The organism is Pedobacter sp. UYP30, assembly GCF_040547165.1.
GTDB lineage: Bacteria > Bacteroidota > Bacteroidia > Sphingobacteriales > Sphingobacteriaceae > Pedobacter.
The window spans coordinates 1-19804 of the sequence record NZ_JBEPPD010000014.1; the positions used below are offsets into that span (position 1 = coordinate 1).

Annotated in this window: 20 protein-coding genes; 14 read left to right on the plus strand and 6 right to left on the minus strand. The window is 37.1% G+C overall.

Features of this window, described 5'->3' with window-relative positions:
- From ABIB40_RS14690 to ABIB40_RS14745, 12 genes are all read left to right on the plus strand, one after another.
- Positions 1 to 300, plus strand: a 300-nt coding sequence (locus ABIB40_RS14690; RefSeq protein WP_354360139.1) for a transposase, incomplete at its 5' end; no start/stop codon positions are given.
- 18 nt (positions 301 to 318) lie between these two features.
- Complete coding sequence (locus ABIB40_RS14695) at positions 319 to 912, plus strand: hypothetical protein (RefSeq protein ID WP_354360140.1); 594 nt, start codon at positions 319 to 321, stop codon at positions 910 to 912.
- A 253-nt stretch (positions 913 to 1165) separates the two neighbouring features.
- A complete protein-coding gene (locus tag ABIB40_RS14700) occupies positions 1166 to 1813 on the plus strand; it encodes a toxin-antitoxin system YwqK family antitoxin (protein WP_354360141.1) in 648 nt (215 codons plus the stop codon).
- A complete protein-coding gene (locus ABIB40_RS14705) occupies positions 1803 to 2306 on the plus strand; it encodes a hypothetical protein (protein ID WP_354360142.1) in 504 nt (167 codons plus the stop codon). Before ABIB40_RS14700 ends, ABIB40_RS14705 begins: the two co-directional genes overlap by 11 nt.
- Positions 2307 to 2485: 179 nt before the next feature.
- Positions 2486 to 3400, plus strand: coding sequence for a hypothetical protein (locus tag ABIB40_RS14710; RefSeq protein WP_354360143.1), 915 nt, complete (start codon positions 2486 to 2488; stop codon positions 3398 to 3400).
- A 6-nt stretch (positions 3401 to 3406) separates the two neighbouring features.
- Positions 3407 to 3850, plus strand: coding sequence for a DUF4280 domain-containing protein (locus ABIB40_RS14715; RefSeq protein WP_354360144.1), 444 nt, complete (start codon positions 3407 to 3409; stop codon positions 3848 to 3850).
- Positions 3851 to 3941: 91 nt separating this feature from the next.
- A complete protein-coding gene (locus tag ABIB40_RS14720) occupies positions 3942 to 4943 on the plus strand; it encodes a DUF2931 family protein (RefSeq protein WP_354360145.1) in 1002 nt (333 codons plus the stop codon).
- A 3-nt stretch (positions 4944 to 4946) separates the two neighbouring features.
- Entirely contained in the window at positions 4947 to 5072 is a 126-nt protein-coding gene (locus ABIB40_RS14725) for a hypothetical protein (protein ID WP_354360146.1), read from the plus strand.
- 91 nt (positions 5073 to 5163) lie between these two features.
- Positions 5164 to 6162, plus strand: coding sequence for a DUF2931 family protein (locus ABIB40_RS14730; protein WP_354360147.1), 999 nt, complete (start codon positions 5164 to 5166; stop codon positions 6160 to 6162).
- Between the two features lie 6 nt (positions 6163 to 6168).
- The gene (locus ABIB40_RS14735) at positions 6169 to 7821 is read left to right on the plus strand and encodes a phospholipase effector Tle1 domain-containing protein (protein WP_354360148.1); all 1653 of its coding nucleotides are present in this window, start codon (positions 6169 to 6171) and stop codon (positions 7819 to 7821) included.
- Between the two features lie 170 nt (positions 7822 to 7991).
- Positions 7992 to 8168, plus strand: a complete 177-nt coding sequence (locus tag ABIB40_RS14740; RefSeq protein ID WP_354360149.1) for a phage baseplate assembly protein V — start codon at positions 7992 to 7994, stop codon at positions 8166 to 8168.
- Positions 8169 to 8341: 173 nt separating this feature from the next.
- On the plus strand, positions 8342 to 8824 hold the full coding sequence (locus tag ABIB40_RS14745) for a hypothetical protein (RefSeq protein WP_354360150.1): 483 nt from the start codon (positions 8342 to 8344) through the stop codon (positions 8822 to 8824).
- A 266-nt stretch (positions 8825 to 9090) separates the two neighbouring features.
- Here the strand turns inward: ABIB40_RS14745 and eno are convergent, their stop codons facing one another.
- Positions 9091 to 10386 carry a phosphopyruvate hydratase gene (eno, locus tag ABIB40_RS14750; protein ID WP_354360151.1) on the minus strand — a complete coding sequence of 432 codons (1296 nt, stop codon included), beginning with the start codon at positions 10384 to 10386 and terminating at the stop codon, positions 9091 to 9093.
- A 328-nt stretch (positions 10387 to 10714) separates the two neighbouring features.
- A complete protein-coding gene (locus tag ABIB40_RS14755) occupies positions 10715 to 10837 on the minus strand; it encodes a hypothetical protein (RefSeq protein WP_354360152.1) in 123 nt (40 codons plus the stop codon).
- 187 nt (positions 10838 to 11024) lie between these two features.
- Here ABIB40_RS14755 and ABIB40_RS14760 point away from each other — a divergent pair, with 187 nt between their 5' ends.
- The gene (locus ABIB40_RS14760; protein WP_354360153.1) at positions 11025 to 13409 is read left to right on the plus strand and encodes a mechanosensitive ion channel family protein; all 2385 of its coding nucleotides are present in this window, start codon (positions 11025 to 11027) and stop codon (positions 13407 to 13409) included.
- 170 nt (positions 13410 to 13579) lie between these two features.
- Here the strand turns inward: ABIB40_RS14760 and ABIB40_RS14765 are convergent, their stop codons facing one another.
- Positions 13580 to 14095, minus strand: coding sequence for a GNAT family N-acetyltransferase (locus tag ABIB40_RS14765; RefSeq protein ID WP_354360154.1), 516 nt, complete (start codon positions 14093 to 14095; stop codon positions 13580 to 13582).
- A 71-nt stretch (positions 14096 to 14166) separates the two neighbouring features.
- Between ABIB40_RS14765 and ABIB40_RS14770 the strand changes: the two genes are divergently transcribed.
- The gene (locus ABIB40_RS14770; RefSeq protein WP_354360155.1) at positions 14167 to 14799 is read left to right on the plus strand and encodes an ABC transporter ATP-binding protein; all 633 of its coding nucleotides are present in this window, start codon (positions 14167 to 14169) and stop codon (positions 14797 to 14799) included.
- Positions 14800 to 15930: 1131 nt separating this feature from the next.
- On the opposite strand, the gene dacB is transcribed toward ABIB40_RS14770, so the two are convergent.
- From dacB to ABIB40_RS14785, 3 genes are all read right to left on the minus strand, one after another.
- The gene (dacB, locus tag ABIB40_RS14775) at positions 15931 to 17337 is read right to left on the minus strand and encodes a D-alanyl-D-alanine carboxypeptidase/D-alanyl-D-alanine endopeptidase (RefSeq protein ID WP_354360156.1); all 1407 of its coding nucleotides are present in this window, start codon (positions 17335 to 17337) and stop codon (positions 15931 to 15933) included.
- Between the two features lie 136 nt (positions 17338 to 17473).
- A complete protein-coding gene (locus ABIB40_RS14780; protein WP_354360157.1) occupies positions 17474 to 18601 on the minus strand; it encodes an ATP-binding protein in 1128 nt (375 codons plus the stop codon).
- Between the two features lie 213 nt (positions 18602 to 18814).
- A complete protein-coding gene (locus tag ABIB40_RS14785; RefSeq protein ID WP_354360158.1) occupies positions 18815 to 19804 on the minus strand; it encodes an aspartate-semialdehyde dehydrogenase in 990 nt (329 codons plus the stop codon).

Here is a 19804-nt window from a genome sequence, read left to right on the forward strand (position 1 = left end):
AACGTAACAACAGATAAATGGACAGCTTATAAAACGATATCGAAAGACTTTAAAATTACCCAGGAAAAAAGTATTCCCGGCAAAAACTTCAGACAAATACATACCATTATCCATCAAATAAAAACGGCCGTAAGAACCATCCAAACTCATGTGCATAAATATCATCTTCAAAAGTATTTAGACGAATATTTTTATCGCCTAAATAGGTCTATTTTTAAAGAGACAATCTTTGATAATCTATTTAAAAGAATGATAAAACATCAACATATTGGTTGGAAATCTATTGTAGTGCCTAAGTAAGTAACTCGATTAACTTATATGAAACAGCCTTATTATCAACTCGATTTTGCAGCACAACTGTGCAAATTTGTAATTAAAATAAACGATATAAAGATAATGTCGTTAAATGTAGATGGGCAAACTTCGACAGATATTCCAATTAACTCCGCCATATTTGCTAGCGGCAAGCAGAAAGTGGAGGTAATCGGTCATCCATTAGATGGAACGAAAAAAATTCATCCAGAGGCATACATTAGGTATAAAGTTGTAGAGCAAGATGTGGGTTCGGGGGATTTCATATTTATAACAGCATTCGAAAAACACCAAACACCGCCCGTACAAGAAGTTCAACCTGTAATTGGTCATGTTAGCATGTTCGAGGCAGAAGTTCCTTATGTGTTGGGAAATTGGAATTCATTGCAGCAATTGGACAAGTTAAAAACAGATATTACGCCTGTTTTAAAAAATACCTACAACAAAATTATCCAAAAAGCAAAGGGCGGTGATTATAAACCCCTGATTGCGGCAATAAAGACGGTAGAGACCAGAAATGCAAAAACGATGTATCTCGGAGAAAAAGATTTAGAGGCTCGTTTAAAAAGTATTTTGGATGATATTGTCAACGGGTTTTAAATAATGGGATTTACCAGACGGTTGTCGGACTGTCCATGGCAGCAACGGGAAACTTGTTCGGAGAAAAACTGCTTTAGTCCACGAGTTTTTACATGGATTGGGCCTGCAACACTCTTTTGGAAATGATAGCGATTTTACACTTTCTAAAGGAAAAACAGACAATATAATGGACTATCTGGATACCAGAAGGACAATATGGAAATGGCAGTGGGATATTATAAGGAAGAATACTTTGGTTAAACCAGAATAAAATATGAGAAAAATTACACTTATTTGTTTAATGTTTCTTTTTACTATGTATTCCTGTAATGGTCAACATAAGGTAGATGAAGTAAAAAAAACCTCCAGTATAAAAAAAAATATAGTTACAAAAAAAGATACTATTATGGAACGCTTTGACATAGAATATTTTAATAAACATTTAGTTGACGACGAAAGAAACTTCACTGACGAACAAGGAAATAGTATACGTCAGCTCAAAACTGCCGACGGTTTTCAAGAGGAAATTACCAACCCAAATAGTTATTTCGCTACCTCTAAATCTTTTTACAAGAATGGCAGTATAGCCGAAAAAGGAGAAATATTTCATGGCAATGGCTTTTTGAAAGGAAAATGGACAAACTACGATGAAAACGGTAACATTATAAAGGAGGTCGATTACGACTTGCCCTTTAAATATAGTTGGGAAGAAATATTGCTTCGGTTGAAAAAGAACAAAATTGATCCTTTGGACAATTTTACAACAATCAATCGGAACAATAATAATCAGCGTCCGGTATGGCACGTCAGCTGGGACACCAAAGAAGAAACACATGATGGGAAAAAGATCTTAAAAAACGTCTCCATAGATGGGATAACCGGAAAGGAATCTAAAGTAGATACGGTACATTATGACTACTAGCAAAGTTTATGGCAGAGATAGATTCCCGCCAAAGCAAAATTACAACCGCTACCGAAAGAAGCAACTAAAAACTATGAAAAAATATTTTTTGTTATTCCTCCTAGTTTCAGGATTTTATAATTTAAAGGCACAAACGGCCTGTTCTGGTTTAAATGAAATACAGTTTAATGCTCTATATACTGCTAAATCAGATCAGTGTATGGACGATTCGCTGACGTTAAAAGTATCCGCGGTCAAATTGAAACTTTTATGTACTATAGCTAAAAATAAAGGGAAACTGACAGGTTATCTGATAAAAGATAGGCAAAAAGTTAATCATGACATACCTGGTTTATACAGGTTCCATCTTCCTAAACAAACTGTAGCGCTGCTGCTAATTAGTTTTTATAAAGAAGATGGCGAATGTAAAGCCATGATTTATAACCAGGATTATTTAAAAATATTTAAACCCTGTTTTGATCTGAAAGGTATTGAACTCAGATTAGGCCAATAGGACGTTATGCAGATACAGATGATGATATTTTTTACTCTAAACTATCTTAGCAGATGTCTATAAAAGACCAAAAGCTTAAGCGGTCGATAAAACCAAACCAGCATTGATTTTAGTTAATGAAAGCAATTAGATTATAAAAATCAAACCGATGAATTTAAATTAGGTTTTTTACGCGAATTATGATAGAGCTAGTTAACCAGGCCTCAAGCCAGAACAGTACAGATGGTAGTCAAAATAGAGGTCCTGTTGTTGGTTGGAATTATTTTGGAAAAAAAAGAACCTATGCAGTACAAACTTCATGGCAATCTCCTAATGGAGAAAAAAGCATGTATTGTGAAATAGCCATGTACTGTACCAAAATGAGAGATGGCGATGCGGTTTGGGAGATATCAAAATCGAACTATTTCTTCAATAACAAAAAGTCAGAAGAGCCAATAGAACAACTTGCGCTTGCCTGTGCGGCTCCTTTGTATCCGTTCGAATTTACCACAAATATGGATGGGCATATCACTGATTTGTTGAATGGCGACAAAGTAAAGACACGTTTTGCGTCAGCCAAAAGTACACTACAGCGCGATTTTGGAGGCGAGATTGCCTCTGCTTACATTGCCGAAGTAGAATCGGCGCTAAATCAGCCCCAACAACTAAAGAAAATCGTTACAGTCGATTTATGGCTCTCTCTGTTCTTTACCGCTATTAACGGTAAATACAATAAAGACAGGACGAAGCCAATCTCGGTAGATTTTCCATTTTTTGGATTTGAAGAGCCGCTTACATTCAAAGGAATAGCGGCCTTGGGCAAGCCCAACATTGAGCAAATGACCCAAGAGATAAATGTAGAGGCGGACCTTGATTTACTAACAGCTATAGAAGGCGTTGAAATTTTGAATGGCCGTTTAGAGATTGCGTACGATATAGAGATTCCCGGTCATTGGATAAAGAATATTGATGGCCGTGCCACGATAAATACTTTAGACGGGCAACTGGAAGTCCAGATACAAGGTTATTTAATTCCAGAAGGCGAAACAACAAAGACAGCGCAAACGGAAGAAGCTACTAAAAAGGGAAACTGGTGGTCAATATTCGGAAATTAAAAAAATATGAGTGTTAAAACAGGATTTATGATATGCGCCGGTGCTATTTGCCAATGTAAATTTGGCAAAGCTCCAGCCAAGTTTAAAGTGCTTACACAAAAGAAGCATTATATTAACGATGAGGCCGGAACACAAAAATTATTGGCAACACATAAAGAATTGGGGCAGCCCTTTGAACCACCATTTTTTGGCAGTTGTGCTAAAATGAACAATAGTGCCTGCACGGTAAATGTGATCGACTGGGATGGATTTTATGAAAAATCTACGATAGAGAATGGAGGCCATCCGTTAACGGACAGTAGCAGGGCTACCTGCCCGATAGGCGCAAAAGGTTGCATAAGCATTACCTGGCATGGGCAGGTTTCCACTCCTTCTGCACCACAAATAAAAAATGCAGAACCAAATACCTTGGCACAGATAAACCCTTTGGCAAACTCCAAAAAACTTTAGAATGAAAAATAAGTTGACCCTGTTTCTGATCTGTTCCACGGCAATAATTGCATCCTGCCAGAACAAGGAAGAAAAATTAAAAAGCAAACAAATGCAAGAAAAATTTGAATGGAGTCCAGGAGCGGGCGCAGATCCGTTATATCCTATGGAAATTTACAGATGCGGTTTTGTTTATGCCGATGGAGACGGTGTAAGCCCTGCTGCCAAAGCACTATTAGGTGGAGTATGGGGGACTGAAAACGGTTCGTCAGTTGTGGGCGACCGCGAGAAACCAGTTCCCGTAGAGCTACAGATAAGTTGGCTCTCTTATACGGAGAACAAATTTTACAGAGGCCACTTTAAATTGCCTTATGATAAGATGTTAAAGTTGTTTCAACAAGGAATTAAAACTTTTGATTTTGAAGAGGGAAAAGGGATGGTGCCAAATAGATATGAATATGACGACATTGTGGCCGGTTTGGCACCAGGTGGCGTGGTGGTGGTCTGGGTTGAGGGTGCAGGTTCTACCATTGATGTTGGTCGTTTCCAAGTAGACGAAACCAAAATTGATATGATGGATTTTGCTCCTGATGCTTGGACGCATGACCAGAACAAATATGTGGAGGGTATGATGGGATATGAAAAGGCTGCTGTCGCTAACTTGGCGAAAAACCGTATTCCCCTTGGTTTATGGGACAGGTATCGAGAACGTTTCAACCAACGCCCAATTATTAAATTTGACCAATCCCACCCAGTAGAAACTGGGGCGATATATTTAGGATATTTTAACGGTGAGGCCGAAGTGAACTATGATGAAAAATATCAAAAAAATTACTTTAAGCCTCGGGCTCGTGTTAAAATAATGAACCTAGGATGGACAGATACCTATGCGGGCAAATCCCAAGATTACGCATTGCATATTAATTTTGACGAGCGTGAGATGTTCAAAGCATATAAAGAAGCTTATGGAAATAAACCTGAACAAGAGGGGCAACTTGTAGTAGAAATAAATCGGGGTAACGACCGATACAAGGTGTATCTAAAGGTTGGAGATAAAAAAATAGAGATGTTAAAACACCAGGGAGAAATAATGTTTGATAACAGAAATAAATAGGTTATGGGTTTAGCAAAAATAGAGCGCAATGAGGAACAGGTTTCTACTCCTTCTGCACCACAAATAAAAAATGCAGAACCAAATACCTTGGCACAGATAAACCCTTTGGCAAACTCCAAAAAACTTTAGAATGAAAAATAAGTTGACCCTGTTTCTGATCTGTTCCACGGCAATAATTGCATCGTGCCAAAACAAAGAAGAAAAATTAAAAAGCAAACAAATGCAAGCAAAATTTGAATGGACTCCGGGAATAGGCGCAGCGCCCTTATACCCAATGGAAATGTACAGATGTAATTATATCTACGCAGATGGAAATGGTGTAAGCCCCGCACCACCCAATCTTACTTATGGTGTATGGGGAGAGGAAAATGGCACTTCATTAGTAGGCGACCTTGAAAAACCTATTCCGGTATCGCTACAGATCAGTTGGCTTTCATATACAGAGAATAAATTTTACGGAGGACATTTTAAATTACCTTATGATAAAATGTTGAAACTTTTCCAACATGGATATCAAATGTTGGTAAAAGACGATGACGGCACTAAACATTTAATTAAAGACAACTATAATGCTATTACGGCTGGCTTGGCACCTGGTGGTGTTGTTGTGGTTTGGCTTATCGGTGCAGATTTTACAACTGAGGTTGGCCGTTTTCAAGCGGAAGAAACCAAAATAGACATGAAAGATTTCGCTCCAGACGCTTGGACCCATGACCAGAATAAATACGTAAAGGGCATGATAGGATATGAAAAAGCCGCTGTAGATAACCTTGAGAAAAACGGTATTCCCTTTGGACTTTGGGATAGGTACCGAGAACGCTTTAACCAACGACCCATAGTTAAATTTGATCAAACAAAAAATGTAGCGTTGGATAATATGGAAATAAAGTATTATAACGGGGAAAAGGAAATCATCAACTCAGAGAAATGGCAAAAGAATGAATTTAAAGAACGCGCACGAGTTAAAAAAATGGGAATTGGATGGAATGGGATGTTAGGCAACAAACCGCAATATTATATTTTGGATATCAATTTTGATGAGGCCGAGATGTTTAGGGGATATAAAGAAGCTTATGGAGATAACCCAGAACAAGAAGGGCAGCTTGTGGTAGAGATAAATCGAGGCGGTGACCGTTATAAGGTATATTTACAGGTTGGGGATAGAAAAATAGAGTTGATAAAAAAGCAAGGAGAAATTGAGCTGTATAATATTAAATAGATAATCATGGGTTTAGCAAAAATAGAAAACGGTAAAGGAGAATTGCGAGTTAATAGCCACCTACCGCCTAATGTTACTATTGCTGTCTTCTTCGATGGCACGGGAAACAATATGTACAACACCGATGCAAGAGAAGCGGCTGAGAAAGCAAAAATAAAAACAAATTATGCTGCGGATAGTAGTTATTTGAATGCCTATTCTAACGTAACTAGATTATTTAAAAATTATAGTCAGAACGATTTTACTTATAGTTTTTACATTGAAGGAATTGGGACGATTGCTGGGGGTAAAGATGATAAAATGGACGGTACAGGCTTGGGCAGAAAAGAGCACGGCATTCCCAAACGTGTTGCAGATGCATGCAAAATGATTATCGGTCAAATAAAAAATATACGTCGAACGGATGGAGAAAGAATTATTGGCAAGCTTACCGTAGATGTTTTTGGTTTTAGCCGTGGTGCTGCAGCGGCAAGGCATTTTATTTATGAGATTACAAGACCTGCACACAGCGCGCGCAGAAATGAAGTTAGTGGAGGGGGTACGTATGTTGGCACGCAGGCCTACACGTATTATACCGACGATTATCACAATCCCACTTCGTTTGCAGAATTCCCGATACGAGGTTATCTAGGGGCTTACTGCATCGAACCAAAGTTAAAAATAAACCACTTAGATGTTCGATTTGTCGGCCTCTTTGATACCGTTGCCTCCTACTCGGAAAATATTTTGCTTTCTGAAGTGCTCGGTACAAAGCCTCGTGACACTCCAAGGCCGTTTAAACATGACACATTCGAACTTAAGCTAGATGCGATTAGATTGGCCCGCCGAGTAGTACAGTTGTCTGCTAGCGATGAGCATCGGGCAAATTTCCCGCTGACAGATATAAATAGCGCGGGTAATAAAGGAACGAGCTTAAGTCTGCCTGGCGTACATAGTGATGTTGGCGGCTGCTATGAAAATACTGGCCAGCCAGACCATATTGGAAGATTGATGCAAGTGGATGGCGTTAGCACCGATTTGATTGGCAGTACCATAAACAAGGTTAAATCTATGATGCATGATAAAATTGATGAGCAGATTAATTGGCTATCGCAACAGGGTTGGTTTCATAAAACAGAACTCAGCAAGCATACCGGCTACGGCGGCGGGCCGCTATCAACGCAGCATTATTTGTCTGGAAATAGACCCCACATCATCAAGAGCTACAGTTTTATTCCGCTATATATTATGTGCAGATTTGCGATGGAAGTTGATTCTACCAATAAAATTCCTTTTGACTTAAAGAAGCTTTCATCAAACTCCTATCCATTACAAGCCTACAGCCAAGGTGGTTTAGATTTGCTAAAACGAATGGAAGTCAGGCTATTTAATTATGCTTTTAATGGCGGAGAACCAGTTAAATTACACCTTAAAACGCCAAAGTTTGAGGCGCCACAGCAGCAGCACTCGTCATCTGCAGTTAAAGTTGATAACACGTATGTTAAAAAGGCAATGGTTGTCCCTATATTAAATATTACGCCAGAGGACTTAGATTTGCTTGAACTTAGGCACAGCTTTTTACACTTTAGTGCCAAATACGACAGGTCGGCGGGAATTATTATACCCAATTATCCTAGATTGATAGATGGTAAAAGGAAGCGGTTAGTGTTGAATGGATAGAATATTTAGCATGATTTTTTAGTTGTTAGGCAGGACAGCAATAAGCACTTTCGATAGATATGTCGGCTTAACTGAAAAACTTCTATACTTTTAGATATGGTTATTCTAGGCATGCGACAACAATGTCTTATGAAATTTAGAAATTTATAATTATCTTCCAAGTCGCCCTCGTGTCTAACTATACTTTCGAGTTGACGATAAAGTGGCCAAGCGCCGGCACCGGCGATCGCGGAAGCAATAGAGGCTATTTCGCAATCCCAGAAATTGGCGACCAGATTATGGTTGCCTTTGAGGAAGGAAACGTTGCGCGGCCAGTGGTGATTGGCAGCGTTTACCACGAAGCTTAATTTTAAGAACATGCAGATTAATGTGGAAGAGAACATAAGGGGTTAAAAGTGATTAGAAGCCCAAATAACCAAACCGCCTTTAACATTTTAGAAATAACTCCGACTCAAAAACTGTAAAGTATCTAAGAAGCAGTTATCTTTATCGTAAATATTATTTAACCAAATAAAAAGTAATGGAAAATAAAAGTGCTCCCAAAAAAGATTTGTTTGATGAAAACCACGGATTTATTGCGATGGAAAAATGGCCTGCAGTATTGCGTTGGATTCTAGTGTTACCAGTTGCGCTTCTTATTTTTCTGCTCGTAAATGGCTTAAGCAATTGGGCACTTAAAATTACTAGCGCCGATTGGTTTCTCTATACTGTTTCGTTTATTTTTCACACTATTGCTACAGCTTGTTTTATATATTATGGAGCTGCAACAGCGCCGAAATACAGGAAAATAGTGATGATAGTGTTATCGCTAATTATGGTAGCCAGTGCAATTGTCATTTTTACATTGCCTCAAGAAAATTATAACACTTCAGATTTAAGTATGACTTTAAAGACAATCAACATTGTAAGTGTTATTTTGGGTATTGCTATGGTATTTTTTGGATGGATGCAAAAAGCTAAATCAGATTCAAAATCAGGCACTATCGAGTCAGTCGACTTATAAGAATTTGTAAGCGCTTGAAGTGATGAATTTTTTTGATTATTATTACCAAGTAAAGTCCTAGTTAGGCAGTTCTAATTTATATATTTCTGCAACGGTAACTGGTTATTTCTAATTGGTTCAGCCTTATCCTTAAACAAAAAACATCCGAAGGTTTTAACTCTTCGGATGTTTTACGATTTTGCTTTTCAACTTTTGAATTCAATTGTCATGTTGAGCCTGTCGAAACACTCATCAAAAGTTCTTCGACAAGCTCAGAATGACATAGTTTATTTTTTATAATATTTAAAATCTTTACCTATAAAGCGTGCGTTTTCGCCCAATTCTTCTTCAATACGCAAAAGCTGATTGTATTTTGCAATCCTATCAGAACGAGAAGCCGAACCAGTTTTAATTTGTCCACAGTTTAACGCAACCGCTAAATCTGCAATGGTAGTATCTTCGGTTTCACCACTTCTATGGCTCATTACAGTAGTGTAGCCATTTGTTTGGGCCAAAGTAACTGCGTTAATGGTTTCTGTTAACGAACCAATTTGATTTACCTTAACCAAAATAGAATTAGCAATTTTTTCGTCTATACCTCTTTGCAAACGCGTTACATTGGTTACAAATAAATCATCACCAACCAACTGGATTTTATCGCCAATCTTTTCTGTTAATACTTTCCAGCCTTTCCAATCGTCTTCATCCATACCATCTTCTATAGAAATAATTGGATATTTTGCCGCTAAATCTGCAAGGTATTGTGCCTGCTCTTCGCTGCTGCGAATTGCACCTTTAGAACCTTCAAATTTGGTGTAATCATATTTGCCGTGTACGTAAAACTCTGCCGAAGCACAATCTAAAGCCAAACAAATATCTTTACCTGGTTTGTATCCCGCTTTTTCAATTGCTTTAAGTACAGTTTCTATCGCATCTTCTGTGCCATCAAATTTAGGTGCAAAACCACCTTCATCGCCAACTGCAGTAGATAAACCTCTATCGTGTAAAATTTTCTTCAACGTATGGAAAACTTCTGTTCCCCAACGCAATGCTTCAGAAAATGAAGATGCACCAACTGGCATAATCATAAATTCTTGGAAAGCAATCGGCGCATCAGAGTGCGAACCACCGTTAATGATGTTCATCATCGGTATAGGCAACGTATTTGCATTTACACCACCAATATATCTGTAAAGTGGTTGCAAACTTTCTTGTGCAGCAGCTTTTGCAGCGGCCAATGAAACGCCCAAAATGGCATTTGCACCTAGTTTTCCTTTGTTTTCACTGCCATCTAAGGCAATCATAATTTTGTCTATTTCATTTTGCTCAAACACGTCTATGCCTTGCAAAGCCTTGCTAATTTTGGTGTTAACATTTTCAATAGCTTTAAGTACGCCTTTGCCCAAGTAAACTTTTTTGTCGCCATCGCGCAGTTCTACTGCCTCGTGTTTGCCTGTAGATGCGCCACTTGGCACAGCTGCCCGGCCCATGGCACCAGCCTCTGTTACTACTTCTACTTCTACTGTTGGGTTGCCGCGACTATCTAAAATCTGGCGTGCATGCACATTAATTATCGAACTCATTTTTTCTTTCTTTTTTAATTTTTTTACTTAGTGTATAAAGTACAATTACTAAGTTAAAACCAAAGTTAACATATTTTTTAAAATTATTGCATTTCGCAAACTTTATGCATTTTCCTAGACGATTTAAGATTATCGGGCTACATATAAAAGAAAAGTGGTATCCGTTTATGTTAGAGGATATAATTTGGGCGTTCCCCCGGAGAAAAACCGGGGGAACTCTCCTGAATCAAAATCGAGACAGGCAACTTTGAGGCTTCGCTTCTCTGCGGTGCCGAAAAAAGAATCGGCACTGAACCCCTAATGTCCTCAACGGGCTTGGCGTAAAGCCCTAAACTCCACGAATAGGATATAATCCTTTCGCTATATCTACCTTAAACTGGGCTTTAGTAGTAAACGGAAATAGAATTAAGGGAATCATCAGCTTTATCATCATTTGTTTTGGTTTGAGCATATTGTATCAACGTCGTTATGCTCTAACCGGATTAAGTGAACTGACATTTTGTGTTTATAAAATTTGCTAATATTTAGTTGTTAGAAGATATTAAAAAATCAAAGTATAAGTTATAAATTATAATTTTACAATTCGTTATTTCCACGCATCCAAAATTTATATTAATAGTTTAAATTTTATTAAAAACATGTCTTTAGCCGATTTTATCAAAAAAACTTCTGCTGCTTTTTTAACCATTATAACCATATTTTTTGCTCAGCAGGTGTCGGCGCAACAAAAAAGGAAATCGCTAGTAGTTAAAAAAGTTGAGTTACTCGAGGATTCTAAAGTGCCCTTATTAGTTGCAAAAATTGAAACCTATAATTTTAAAATTGATAGGGATAATTTTCTGTTACAACGTAGCTACGATGTTTCTAGCATAGAAAAGGAGGTTCCTGCTATTATAGAAAAAGTGAACCGCTTTAAATTCCGGTTTGAAAAAAGCGGGGGTCACATGAATTTGCAGAGTTTAAACAGCTCTGTAATTATGCTGGGTGAGGTTTCAGATAATTTAGGCAAATATAAGTTTTTGGTTGATGGTTACCGTGAGCAACTTGCAAAAAGTAATGAAGATTTACAAAAGATATTAAGAGATAAAGAATTAAATGTAGATGTAGAGGATTCTATACTTAAAGATCAACTGCAAGATGTTTTAGAGGAGGGAAGGAATTTAGCTGTTTCACAAAAAAATACTCTGGCTAAAATAATGCTTCTAAGTAGTCACATCTCAGTAGCGTTATTGCAGACGAGAGATCTTTCCTCAGACATGGTGTACTTATCTATCTCTAAGAAGGTAAACATGTGGTCGCAAGAGCAAAGACCATTATTTAAGACCAAAGCAAGTGAGTATGAATACTCTTTTTCAGAAACAGCCGCTAACGCATTGCAGCGGTCAAACAGAATTCTGGTTATTTTTTTAAGCAGCAAAATCTCGATATTCGTTCTGGGAATTTTTATTTTCGGTTTACTGACCATTTGGATGATGTCGAACATGCGACGGATCAAAAAATCCGAAAATGCAGAAGCCATTTTGTCGCAGGTTAATTTTTTACGACGAGGGGTTTTTGTCAGTTCACTTTTCGCATTCTTTACCTATATCCCATTCTTTTTTGCAAATCCTACCATGTCGCTTCTGCATACGTTCGAAGTTTTCCGAACGGCCACATTATGCTTCTTACTCGTGCCTTTCTTAACTCGGGAAGCAAGGGTAATGTGGTTTTCTATGGTTCTTTTGTGGGTTTTTTATGCTTTAGATGATATTTTATTAGACTCTTCTTTTGGAGAAAGGTGGGCGCTGTTTATTGCGGGTATTTTTCTTTTTATTCTATGCGTTGAGATTATCCGAAAGAGAACTAGGCTATTTGTTGGTGTAGAATCCTCCGCAGCTATCAAAGCCCTGGCCATCTTTGTAATTTTGCAAGTAGGTTTGTCGTTGCTGTTCAACTTAACAGGGAGATTATCGCTGGCTAAGATTTTTGGGGTAAGTGCTATACAATGTTTAATGTTGGGCATAACTTTAAAGGTGTTTTGCACTATGGTTTTAGAATCAATTTACTTGCAAACAGAGGCCTATCAATCGAGTAGATTTTCAGATTTTATTAATTACAAAGAATTACAGTATCGTCTTCAGCGCTATTTATGGGTGATTGCATCGGTAGTTTTTGCAGTATCTTTTATCAGGAACATTACCTACTATGATTTATTGATAACAGCCAGTTCAAATTTTTTTTACCACATCCGAAGCATAGGGAGTTACAAGTTTACACTTGCGAGCATCGCTATATTTATTTGCGTGATTTGGCTCTCATCAATCATTTCGGGCTTTATTAGCTTTTTCTTTGGTCATGAAAATGCAGGTGCTGGTGGCAAAAGAAATAGTTTAAACTCTATGATGCTATTAATTCGTTTAGCTATTTGGACGGTTGGTTTTTTAATAGCGGTGGCCGCGGCGGGTATACCGATTGATAAACTTTCGATCATGCTTGGCGCTTTAGGGGTTGGTATTGGTTTCGGTTTACAAAACATTGTGAACAACTTGGTTTCGGGCGTTATTATTGCTTTTGAGCGGCCAATACAGGTTGGCGATCAGATTGAAATTGGTAACAAATCTGGCATCGTTAAAGAAATTGGCGTTCGATCTAGTAAAATTCATAGTTCAGAAGGCTCAGACATTATTGTGCCTAATGGAGATTTGTTATCTCAGCACCTAATCAACTGGACCATGCAAGATAGAAGTAAGCGTGTGGAGTTTACTATCGGTGTTCCTTACAGTACGGATATAAACAATGCGCGCAAGTTAATTGCAGATAAATTGGCGAAGAATGAAAACATTCTTCCAATGCCGAAACCTGTAATCATTCTTCAAGATTTTGGCGAATTCGCCATCAGCATTAGAACCTTATTGTGGGTTGCAGATTTATCTATTGCAGGAGAGGTACGGACAGAAGCGATGAACGATGTTAAAACGGTACTAAGCGACGCTGGGATTAACCTCCAGATTAGAGCAGTGAACGACAAAAGTAGCGATATTTAAGGTTGTAGTATCCTGAGGTGCTACCCATTATGTTTTGGCAGCCAAAAAAAAATACATAGAGGTGCAGTGGTATTTGTCGGAGTATATTTTAATTGGTTATACATTTAAATTTGGTAGAAATCATAAATCCTAATGATTTGAATTATCTGTATTAAAAAATGAGTGCATTATCAGTTTTTTTTCAGGGAATCTTTTCTAAATCCAAAAATCAATTCATCAAAGTATTCGTTGTTTTTAAAAATCGTAGCATTTAGTTTTGCTTCCAAAACGAAGCCTGCCTTTTTTAAGGCACTTTGCGATGCCAGGTTAACTTGGGTGGTACGGGCAAAAACCCTATCGATGTCGAACGCCTCAAAACCATAAACTAACATTTCTTCTATGGCTCCGGTGGCAATTCCTTTTCCCCAAAAGGATTCTCCAATCCAATAGCCTAGCTCTGCGCTTTTGGCATAAATGTCTGCTAGCGGATGGATACCAATTGAGCCAATCACATCGCGATCGATTTCTATCGCCATAACTTGCAAGGGGTTGTGGCTCAAGGCCCATGTTATAAAGATCTCGGCATCTTTTTTTGTGTAGGGAAACGGAAACTTATTGGTTAAGTTTTTCGAAATGTTGTAATTGTTGGCGTATTTTGCCAACGCATCAGCATCTCTAGGTTCAAAAGGGCGAAGGGTAATTTGCATCTAGCGAGATTTGGCGATTTTTATTTTAAGTAACATTTTGGAGTTAGGAACGTCTGATTATAAATATTTTTATGTTGCAGATAAGTCACTTTGAAAAATCTTATTTTAACCATCTTGTTTTAAAGATAGACAATATCGAGCTTCCTGAAGGTGTCTTTTGGATAAAAGGGAAAAATGGGTCTGGGAAAAGTACGTTGTTGAAATCTATTGCGGGTATCCAATCTTTTAAAGGAGATATATCGATAGACGATATTTTTTTGAAAAAGAGCGATGTGGCATACAGAAGACTTGTAAATTTCGCTGATGCAGAACCTTTATTTCCAGAATTTTTAACAGGAGTTGAAATGCTAACACTTTTTGTAAAGGCCAAAGGAGCTACTCGAGCCCAAGCTTCGGAACTTGTTAGTGAAATGAAAATGGAGAGTTATATACATAATCCATTAAACTCATATTCTAGTGGCATGTTAAAAAAATTGTCAATACTTCTAGCTTTTATCGGACAGCCAAAACTAATATTGTTGGACGAGCCGCTAAATACACTTGACTTAGATTCTTTACAGTTGTTGTACAAATGGATTACGGAAAAATTTGAAAAGGAAAACATCAGTTTTCTTTTGTCTTCTCACCAGCCGTTGGACAGTGGCGAGCTACCAAACCTTAAGCAAATTGAAGTTATTGATAAACAAATCACATTAAACTTCTAATGTTTTTTAAACTAAACCCTGCTCTAAAAAAAATATTCATTGGTGGATTTTTCCGTACACACGGAGGGATGTTACTCTTTATTTTTATTGTGTTTGTGAGTTATTGCTTGTTAATCAATACATTGGGTGTAGTTTCTGCTGATCAAATTGACTTTTGGCAATTTTTTTTCAGTATAAGTTTGGTTAGCAATCCAATAATCATGACGATTTATCTTGTGGGTAGCTGTTTGTATATTTACAAAAGCCTGAAATACTTATTAGATCAGCTCGCTTTACCTCAGCATGTTTTTTTAAAGTATAGCTTTAATTCATTGAGCAAAGGGCAACAGTTTAGGAGCTGGTTTGCCGTGCAAGCTTATATTTTTCTTCCGCTCTTTTTCTACACGCTCTATGCGGTAACTATAGGAATTGTTTTTAAATACTATTTAATTTCTATTTTGATATTGTTGTTTCAACTACTTCTCGTTTTAATAAGCGCTTATATCTGTCTCAAAGAAAGTAATAATCCAATAGTTAACGATGAATCCAACTGGTTAACTCGGTTGATAAAAAAATGGATTAAACCTGTATTTTTTCTTTATACTTTTCAGGTATTTAATGAGTCTAAGTTAGCTTTCATACTAACGAAACTGTTGTCTTATGTGTTGATTTCTAGCGTGTTTGTTGTTTTTGGAGATTTAAAAGATAATTTTAAACTTTTAATGCTGATCACGTCTTGCATTATTATTGCACATGCAACTCTTATCTATCAGGAGCGACTTTTTAACCGACGATATTTGTCGTTTCTTGCAAATTTTGCCTTTTCTAAAGAAAAGATGTTTTTTGGTTTTTGCTTAAACTTTTTTGTCTTATTATTGCCCGAAATGTGCTGGTTACTTACCGATTTTGATATTTTGATGGCAGTGAATTTAATCTTATTTTCTTTTTCTATAATTCTGTTGTTCCGAAGTTTACTGTTATTAAATGCAATACAGATTAAGGGATTTTTATTATTGATTTTTTGTCTTTTTTTTGCTTTTTACTTCCTCATTCTTTTCGGCTTCGGTTTAGTTCTTATTCCGCTAAATATCATTTTTGCATGGTTGTTGTTTAAGAATAATTATTTGAATGAAGGATTGTTGGTTTAAACCATCACTTCAGTTCATCCAAAACCTTATAGATTTTCTGCCTTATACTGCCTCCGCTATAATTATTGATGTTTATTACCACCACATATTTATTTCCCGTAGCGTCAGTATGGTAACCGGCAAACGCCGATACATCATTTATAGTTCCGCTTTTTAACTTCATTCCATTGTATTCGGGTATCGCTTTATAATAATCAGGAAACCAAGTTTCTTTTTGGATTTGATAAAGTACGCTAGCCATGGCCATGGTTGTAATGCGGTTGCCTGGCGAGAGTCCGCTGCCATCTATAATATTTAAAGCAGATTTGTCTATGCCCTTATTGGCCCAATAATTAATTTCAAAAGCTGCTCCGTTCGACGTGGTTACCTCTTTTCCTTCCTTTTGGGCGATGGTTTTCAGTAGTGTTTCGCCATACAAATTGATGCTCTTTTTTAAAAACCAATACACCATTTCGCTAAGCGTTGGCGAACTAATGGTAGCTAGTTTTTTGGTGGCGTTTGGAATGGACTGATTATCGGCCATCATCAATCTTGCCGTGGTAGCTGATTTATTTGTGGCAATGCCTAAACGTTTTAAAGTATCTTGAAGACGAAAAGCACAATCGAATGCGGGATCTGGTAATGCTGCAGAAATACCAGATTTATTTATGCCCATGCCCCAACTGCCGCGTAGGTAGGCTGTATTTCTGTAAGGTGGAAGAAATGCATAAGCATTATCTCCACTTCCGCGACTACCAGTTTTTAATTCGTTTACCATTTGCAAGTAAGGCATTTCTGGTACAGTTTTTAAAATAGTTACCTCATCATCGGTACTGCTTCCTGGTTTTAATTTTATGTCGAATTGGTTTTCTCTCCATGTTAATCCGCTGGTGCCGGCGCCATAATAGTTTCCTATGTCCTGCCAAATCCAACCTTCGGGTGTTCTTTGTGTACCGAAAACGCTATCATCACCGATAATAGCGCCGTTTATTTTTTTAATTCCAGATGCTTTGATGGCGTTTACCCATATAGTCAATACGGCATTTTCGGTATTGGCATACCTCCAAGAACCCAAGGTGGGGTCGCCACTGCCAACAATAATCAAGTTGCCGTTTAAAGTTCCGTCTGTCAAGATGTTTCCACTATAGCTTAACGTGGTTTGGTATTGAAAGTCTTTCCCCAATACGGTAAATGCTGTTGCTGCGGTAATGGTTTTTAGCGTAGAGGCCGTGGCTAAACCAATTTGTTCATTGTGTGCATACAAAGTTTTTCCAGTATTAGCATCTAATACGCAAAGCGATGCGACTGCATGTTTTGTTTGGTCATCATTTAATAATTTGTCGAAAGCATTAGATATGTTTTCTATCCTGTTTTGAGCTTTGGAACTCAGAGCTGCAAAGAAAAATAGGGAGATTATGGTAATTTTCTTCATTGGTTACATTTTTTAATTGATGCCTCTTCCTAGGTTCGTGTCTCCACGAACCTAGGAAGAGGCATAATTGCATAAATTTTTAATCTTGTTTTTTCCAAGTCTTGTTAACTTGGAAATTAAAATAGCTGTTTTTTGGTTATTTGTAAAAGAAACTGCTATAATTTTTTTTATTAATGATATGTGTCTTTTTTACGGTATAGTTGTGCAAAAAAGTTGATGGAAATTTCACTTTTTTATTTTCGCTCCATTTTATTTCAATGGCATTTAAATCGCCATCAATTTCTTCTATTAAATCAATTTCCTGTTGCTGAAAACTTCGCCAAAAATAATATTTTGCAAATTTTCTGTTATTGTTGCTCGCCTTGATATGTTCGGATATAATGTAGTTTTCGAAAAGTTGGCCAGTATCTTGCCTTAAATTTAGCGGACTAAAATTCTGAATAATTGCGTTTCGCATTCCTGTATCGTAAAAATAAATTTTCTTACTTTTTTTAATCTCATTACGTAGGTTTTTGCTATAAGCACTTAATCTAAATACAACAAAACATTGTTCTAGCAAATCAATATAGCGTTCTACCGTTTGTTTATCGGCGCCAATTATTTGTCCCAGTTCTTGATACGAAATTTCATTTCCAATTTGTAATGCTAAAGCCTGTACCAGTTTTTCTAATTGTAAGGGTTTGCGTATGCCGGCAAGCGATAAAATATCTTTAAATAAATAACTATCGCTTAAATTTAATAACAGTTCTTTTTCTTCTCCGGGATAATTTATTGCATCAGGATAACTGCCATAAATTAATCTTTTTTCTAAAGCCTGCTCTTCGGCAAGTAAATTAGTGTGTTGCACCAGTTCTGCAATAGAAAATGGATAAAGGTTATACTCGAACTTTCTGCCGGTTAAAGATTCTTTCACACCTGTTGCTAAATCTAAAGTGGATGATCCTGTAACCAATAGTTGTATATCGGGCATATTATCAACTATGAGTTTAAGTGTTAAACCAATATTTTTTACCCGCTGAGCTTCATCAATAAGTATAATTTTATTATTGCCGATTATAGATTTTAAACGTTCTGTTCCTGCATTCTCGAGTGTGGCCCGCGCTTCGGCCTCATCGCAATTTAAAGAAAGGTATGGCAACTCTGTTTTTTTGATGAGCTGTTTCAGTAATGTTGATTTACCAACCTGCCTCGCACCTGTAATAATAACCGCTTTTCCTTTAAAAAACTTCGATTCGATATAAGATTGTAGCGTTCTAGTAATCATTTTGCCGATTATTTATACAAATAAAGATAACATTTTATCTTGATAATCTCTAATTTATATATAATATTTCGATTATAATCTCTAATTTACATATAATATTTAGATTTTAATCTCTAATCTATATATGATATTTAGATTATTGCATAAAAAAAGTGATGTGTTTGTTGCACATCACTTTAAACTATAACGTAATACTTATTACTTAAAACTCACTTACACTAGCTCTTTTTGCACCAAATATTCTGCAATTTGTACTGCGTTGGTTGCTGCACCTTTTCTCAAATTATCTGCAACAATCCAAAGATTTAGTGTTTTTGGTTGTGATTCGTCTCTTCTTATTCTTCCTACAAAAACTTCATCCTTTTCGTGTGCATCTTTTGGCATCGGATATTTTAAGTTAGCCACATCATCGATTACGATAATTCCAGGTGCATTTTCTAAGGTGCTACGAACTTCTGCTAAATCAAAATCGTTTTCAAATTCTATGTTAACCGACTCTGAGTGGCCGCCTACTACAGGGATACGAACCGTGGTGGCGGTTATCCTGATGGTATCGTCGCTCATAATCTTGTTCGTTTCTTTGATCATCTTAATCTCTTCTTTGGTGTAACCATTCTCGGTAAACACATCAATATGAGGTAAAACGTTCATGTCAATTTGATACGGATACGCCATAGGCCCATCTATGCCCTTGCGTTCGTTCATCATCTGCTCTACCGCTTTTACCCCTGTTCCGGTAACAGATTGGTAGGTAGATACCACCACGCGTTTAATTTTATATTTATCGTGCAAAGGCTTAAGCACTACCACCATTTGTATGGTAGAGCAATTTGGGTTTGCAATAATCTTACTATCTACAGAAAGCTCGTGTGCATTTACTTCTGGCACAATAAGTTTAATTAGCGGATCCATTCTCCATGCCGAAGAATTATCAATTACGGTAGTGCCTGCTTCTTTAAAACGTGGAGCATGTTCTAAAGAAGTAGAACCGCCTGCAGAAAATAAAGCAATATCTGGCCGCATACTTATGGCAGTATCTATGCTCACTATCGGAAACTTTTTTCCCTTAAAGGTAATTTCCTTGCCTACACTTTTTTCTGAAGCGACCGGAATTAATTCTGTCAGCGGAAAATTTCTTTCTTCCAATACTTTTAACATTACAGTGCCTACCAAACCTGTGGCACCTACAACTGCGACTTTCAT

What these genes read in the sequence shown, in the direction of transcription:
- ABIB40_RS14695 (WP_354360140.1), top strand. Translation starts at nt 319, where the DNA reads ATGAAACAGCCTTATTATCAACTCGATTTTGCAGCACAACTGTGCAAA.
- ABIB40_RS14700 (WP_354360141.1), top strand. Translation starts at nt 1,166, where the DNA reads ATGAGAAAAATTACACTTATTTGTTTAATGTTTCTTTTTACTATGTAT.
- ABIB40_RS14705 (WP_354360142.1), top strand. Translation starts at nt 1,803, where the DNA reads ATGACTACTAGCAAAGTTTATGGCAGAGATAGATTCCCGCCAAAGCAA.
- ABIB40_RS14710 (WP_354360143.1), top strand. Translation starts at nt 2,486, where the DNA reads ATGATAGAGCTAGTTAACCAGGCCTCAAGCCAGAACAGTACAGATGGT.
- ABIB40_RS14715 (WP_354360144.1), top strand. Translation starts at nt 3,407, where the DNA reads ATGAGTGTTAAAACAGGATTTATGATATGCGCCGGTGCTATTTGCCAA.
- ABIB40_RS14720 (WP_354360145.1), top strand. Translation starts at nt 3,942, where the DNA reads ATGCAAGAAAAATTTGAATGGAGTCCAGGAGCGGGCGCAGATCCGTTA.
- ABIB40_RS14725 (WP_354360146.1), top strand. Translation starts at nt 4,947, where the DNA reads ATGGGTTTAGCAAAAATAGAGCGCAATGAGGAACAGGTTTCTACTCCT.
- ABIB40_RS14730 (WP_354360147.1), top strand. Translation starts at nt 5,164, where the DNA reads ATGCAAGCAAAATTTGAATGGACTCCGGGAATAGGCGCAGCGCCCTTA.
- ABIB40_RS14735 (WP_354360148.1), top strand. Translation starts at nt 6,169, where the DNA reads ATGGGTTTAGCAAAAATAGAAAACGGTAAAGGAGAATTGCGAGTTAAT.
- ABIB40_RS14745 (WP_354360150.1), top strand. Translation starts at nt 8,342, where the DNA reads ATGGAAAATAAAAGTGCTCCCAAAAAAGATTTGTTTGATGAAAACCAC.
- eno (WP_354360151.1), bottom strand. Translation starts at nt 10,386, where the DNA reads ATGAGTTCGATAATTAATGTGCATGCACGCCAGATTTTAGATAGTCGC.
- ABIB40_RS14755 (WP_354360152.1), bottom strand. Translation starts at nt 10,837, where the DNA reads ATGCTCAAACCAAAACAAATGATGATAAAGCTGATGATTCCCTTAATT.
- ABIB40_RS14760 (WP_354360153.1), top strand. Translation starts at nt 11,025, where the DNA reads ATGTCTTTAGCCGATTTTATCAAAAAAACTTCTGCTGCTTTTTTAACC.
- ABIB40_RS14765 (WP_354360154.1), bottom strand. Translation starts at nt 14,095, where the DNA reads ATGCAAATTACCCTTCGCCCTTTTGAACCTAGAGATGCTGATGCGTTG.
- ABIB40_RS14770 (WP_354360155.1), top strand. Translation starts at nt 14,167, where the DNA reads ATGTTGCAGATAAGTCACTTTGAAAAATCTTATTTTAACCATCTTGTT.
- dacB (WP_354360156.1), bottom strand. Translation starts at nt 17,337, where the DNA reads ATGAAGAAAATTACCATAATCTCCCTATTTTTCTTTGCAGCTCTGAGT.
- ABIB40_RS14780 (WP_354360157.1), bottom strand. Translation starts at nt 18,601, where the DNA reads ATGATTACTAGAACGCTACAATCTTATATCGAATCGAAGTTTTTTAAA.
- ABIB40_RS14785 (WP_354360158.1), bottom strand. Translation starts at nt 19,804, where the DNA reads ATGAAAGTCGCAGTTGTAGGTGCCACAGGTTTGGTAGGCACTGTAATG.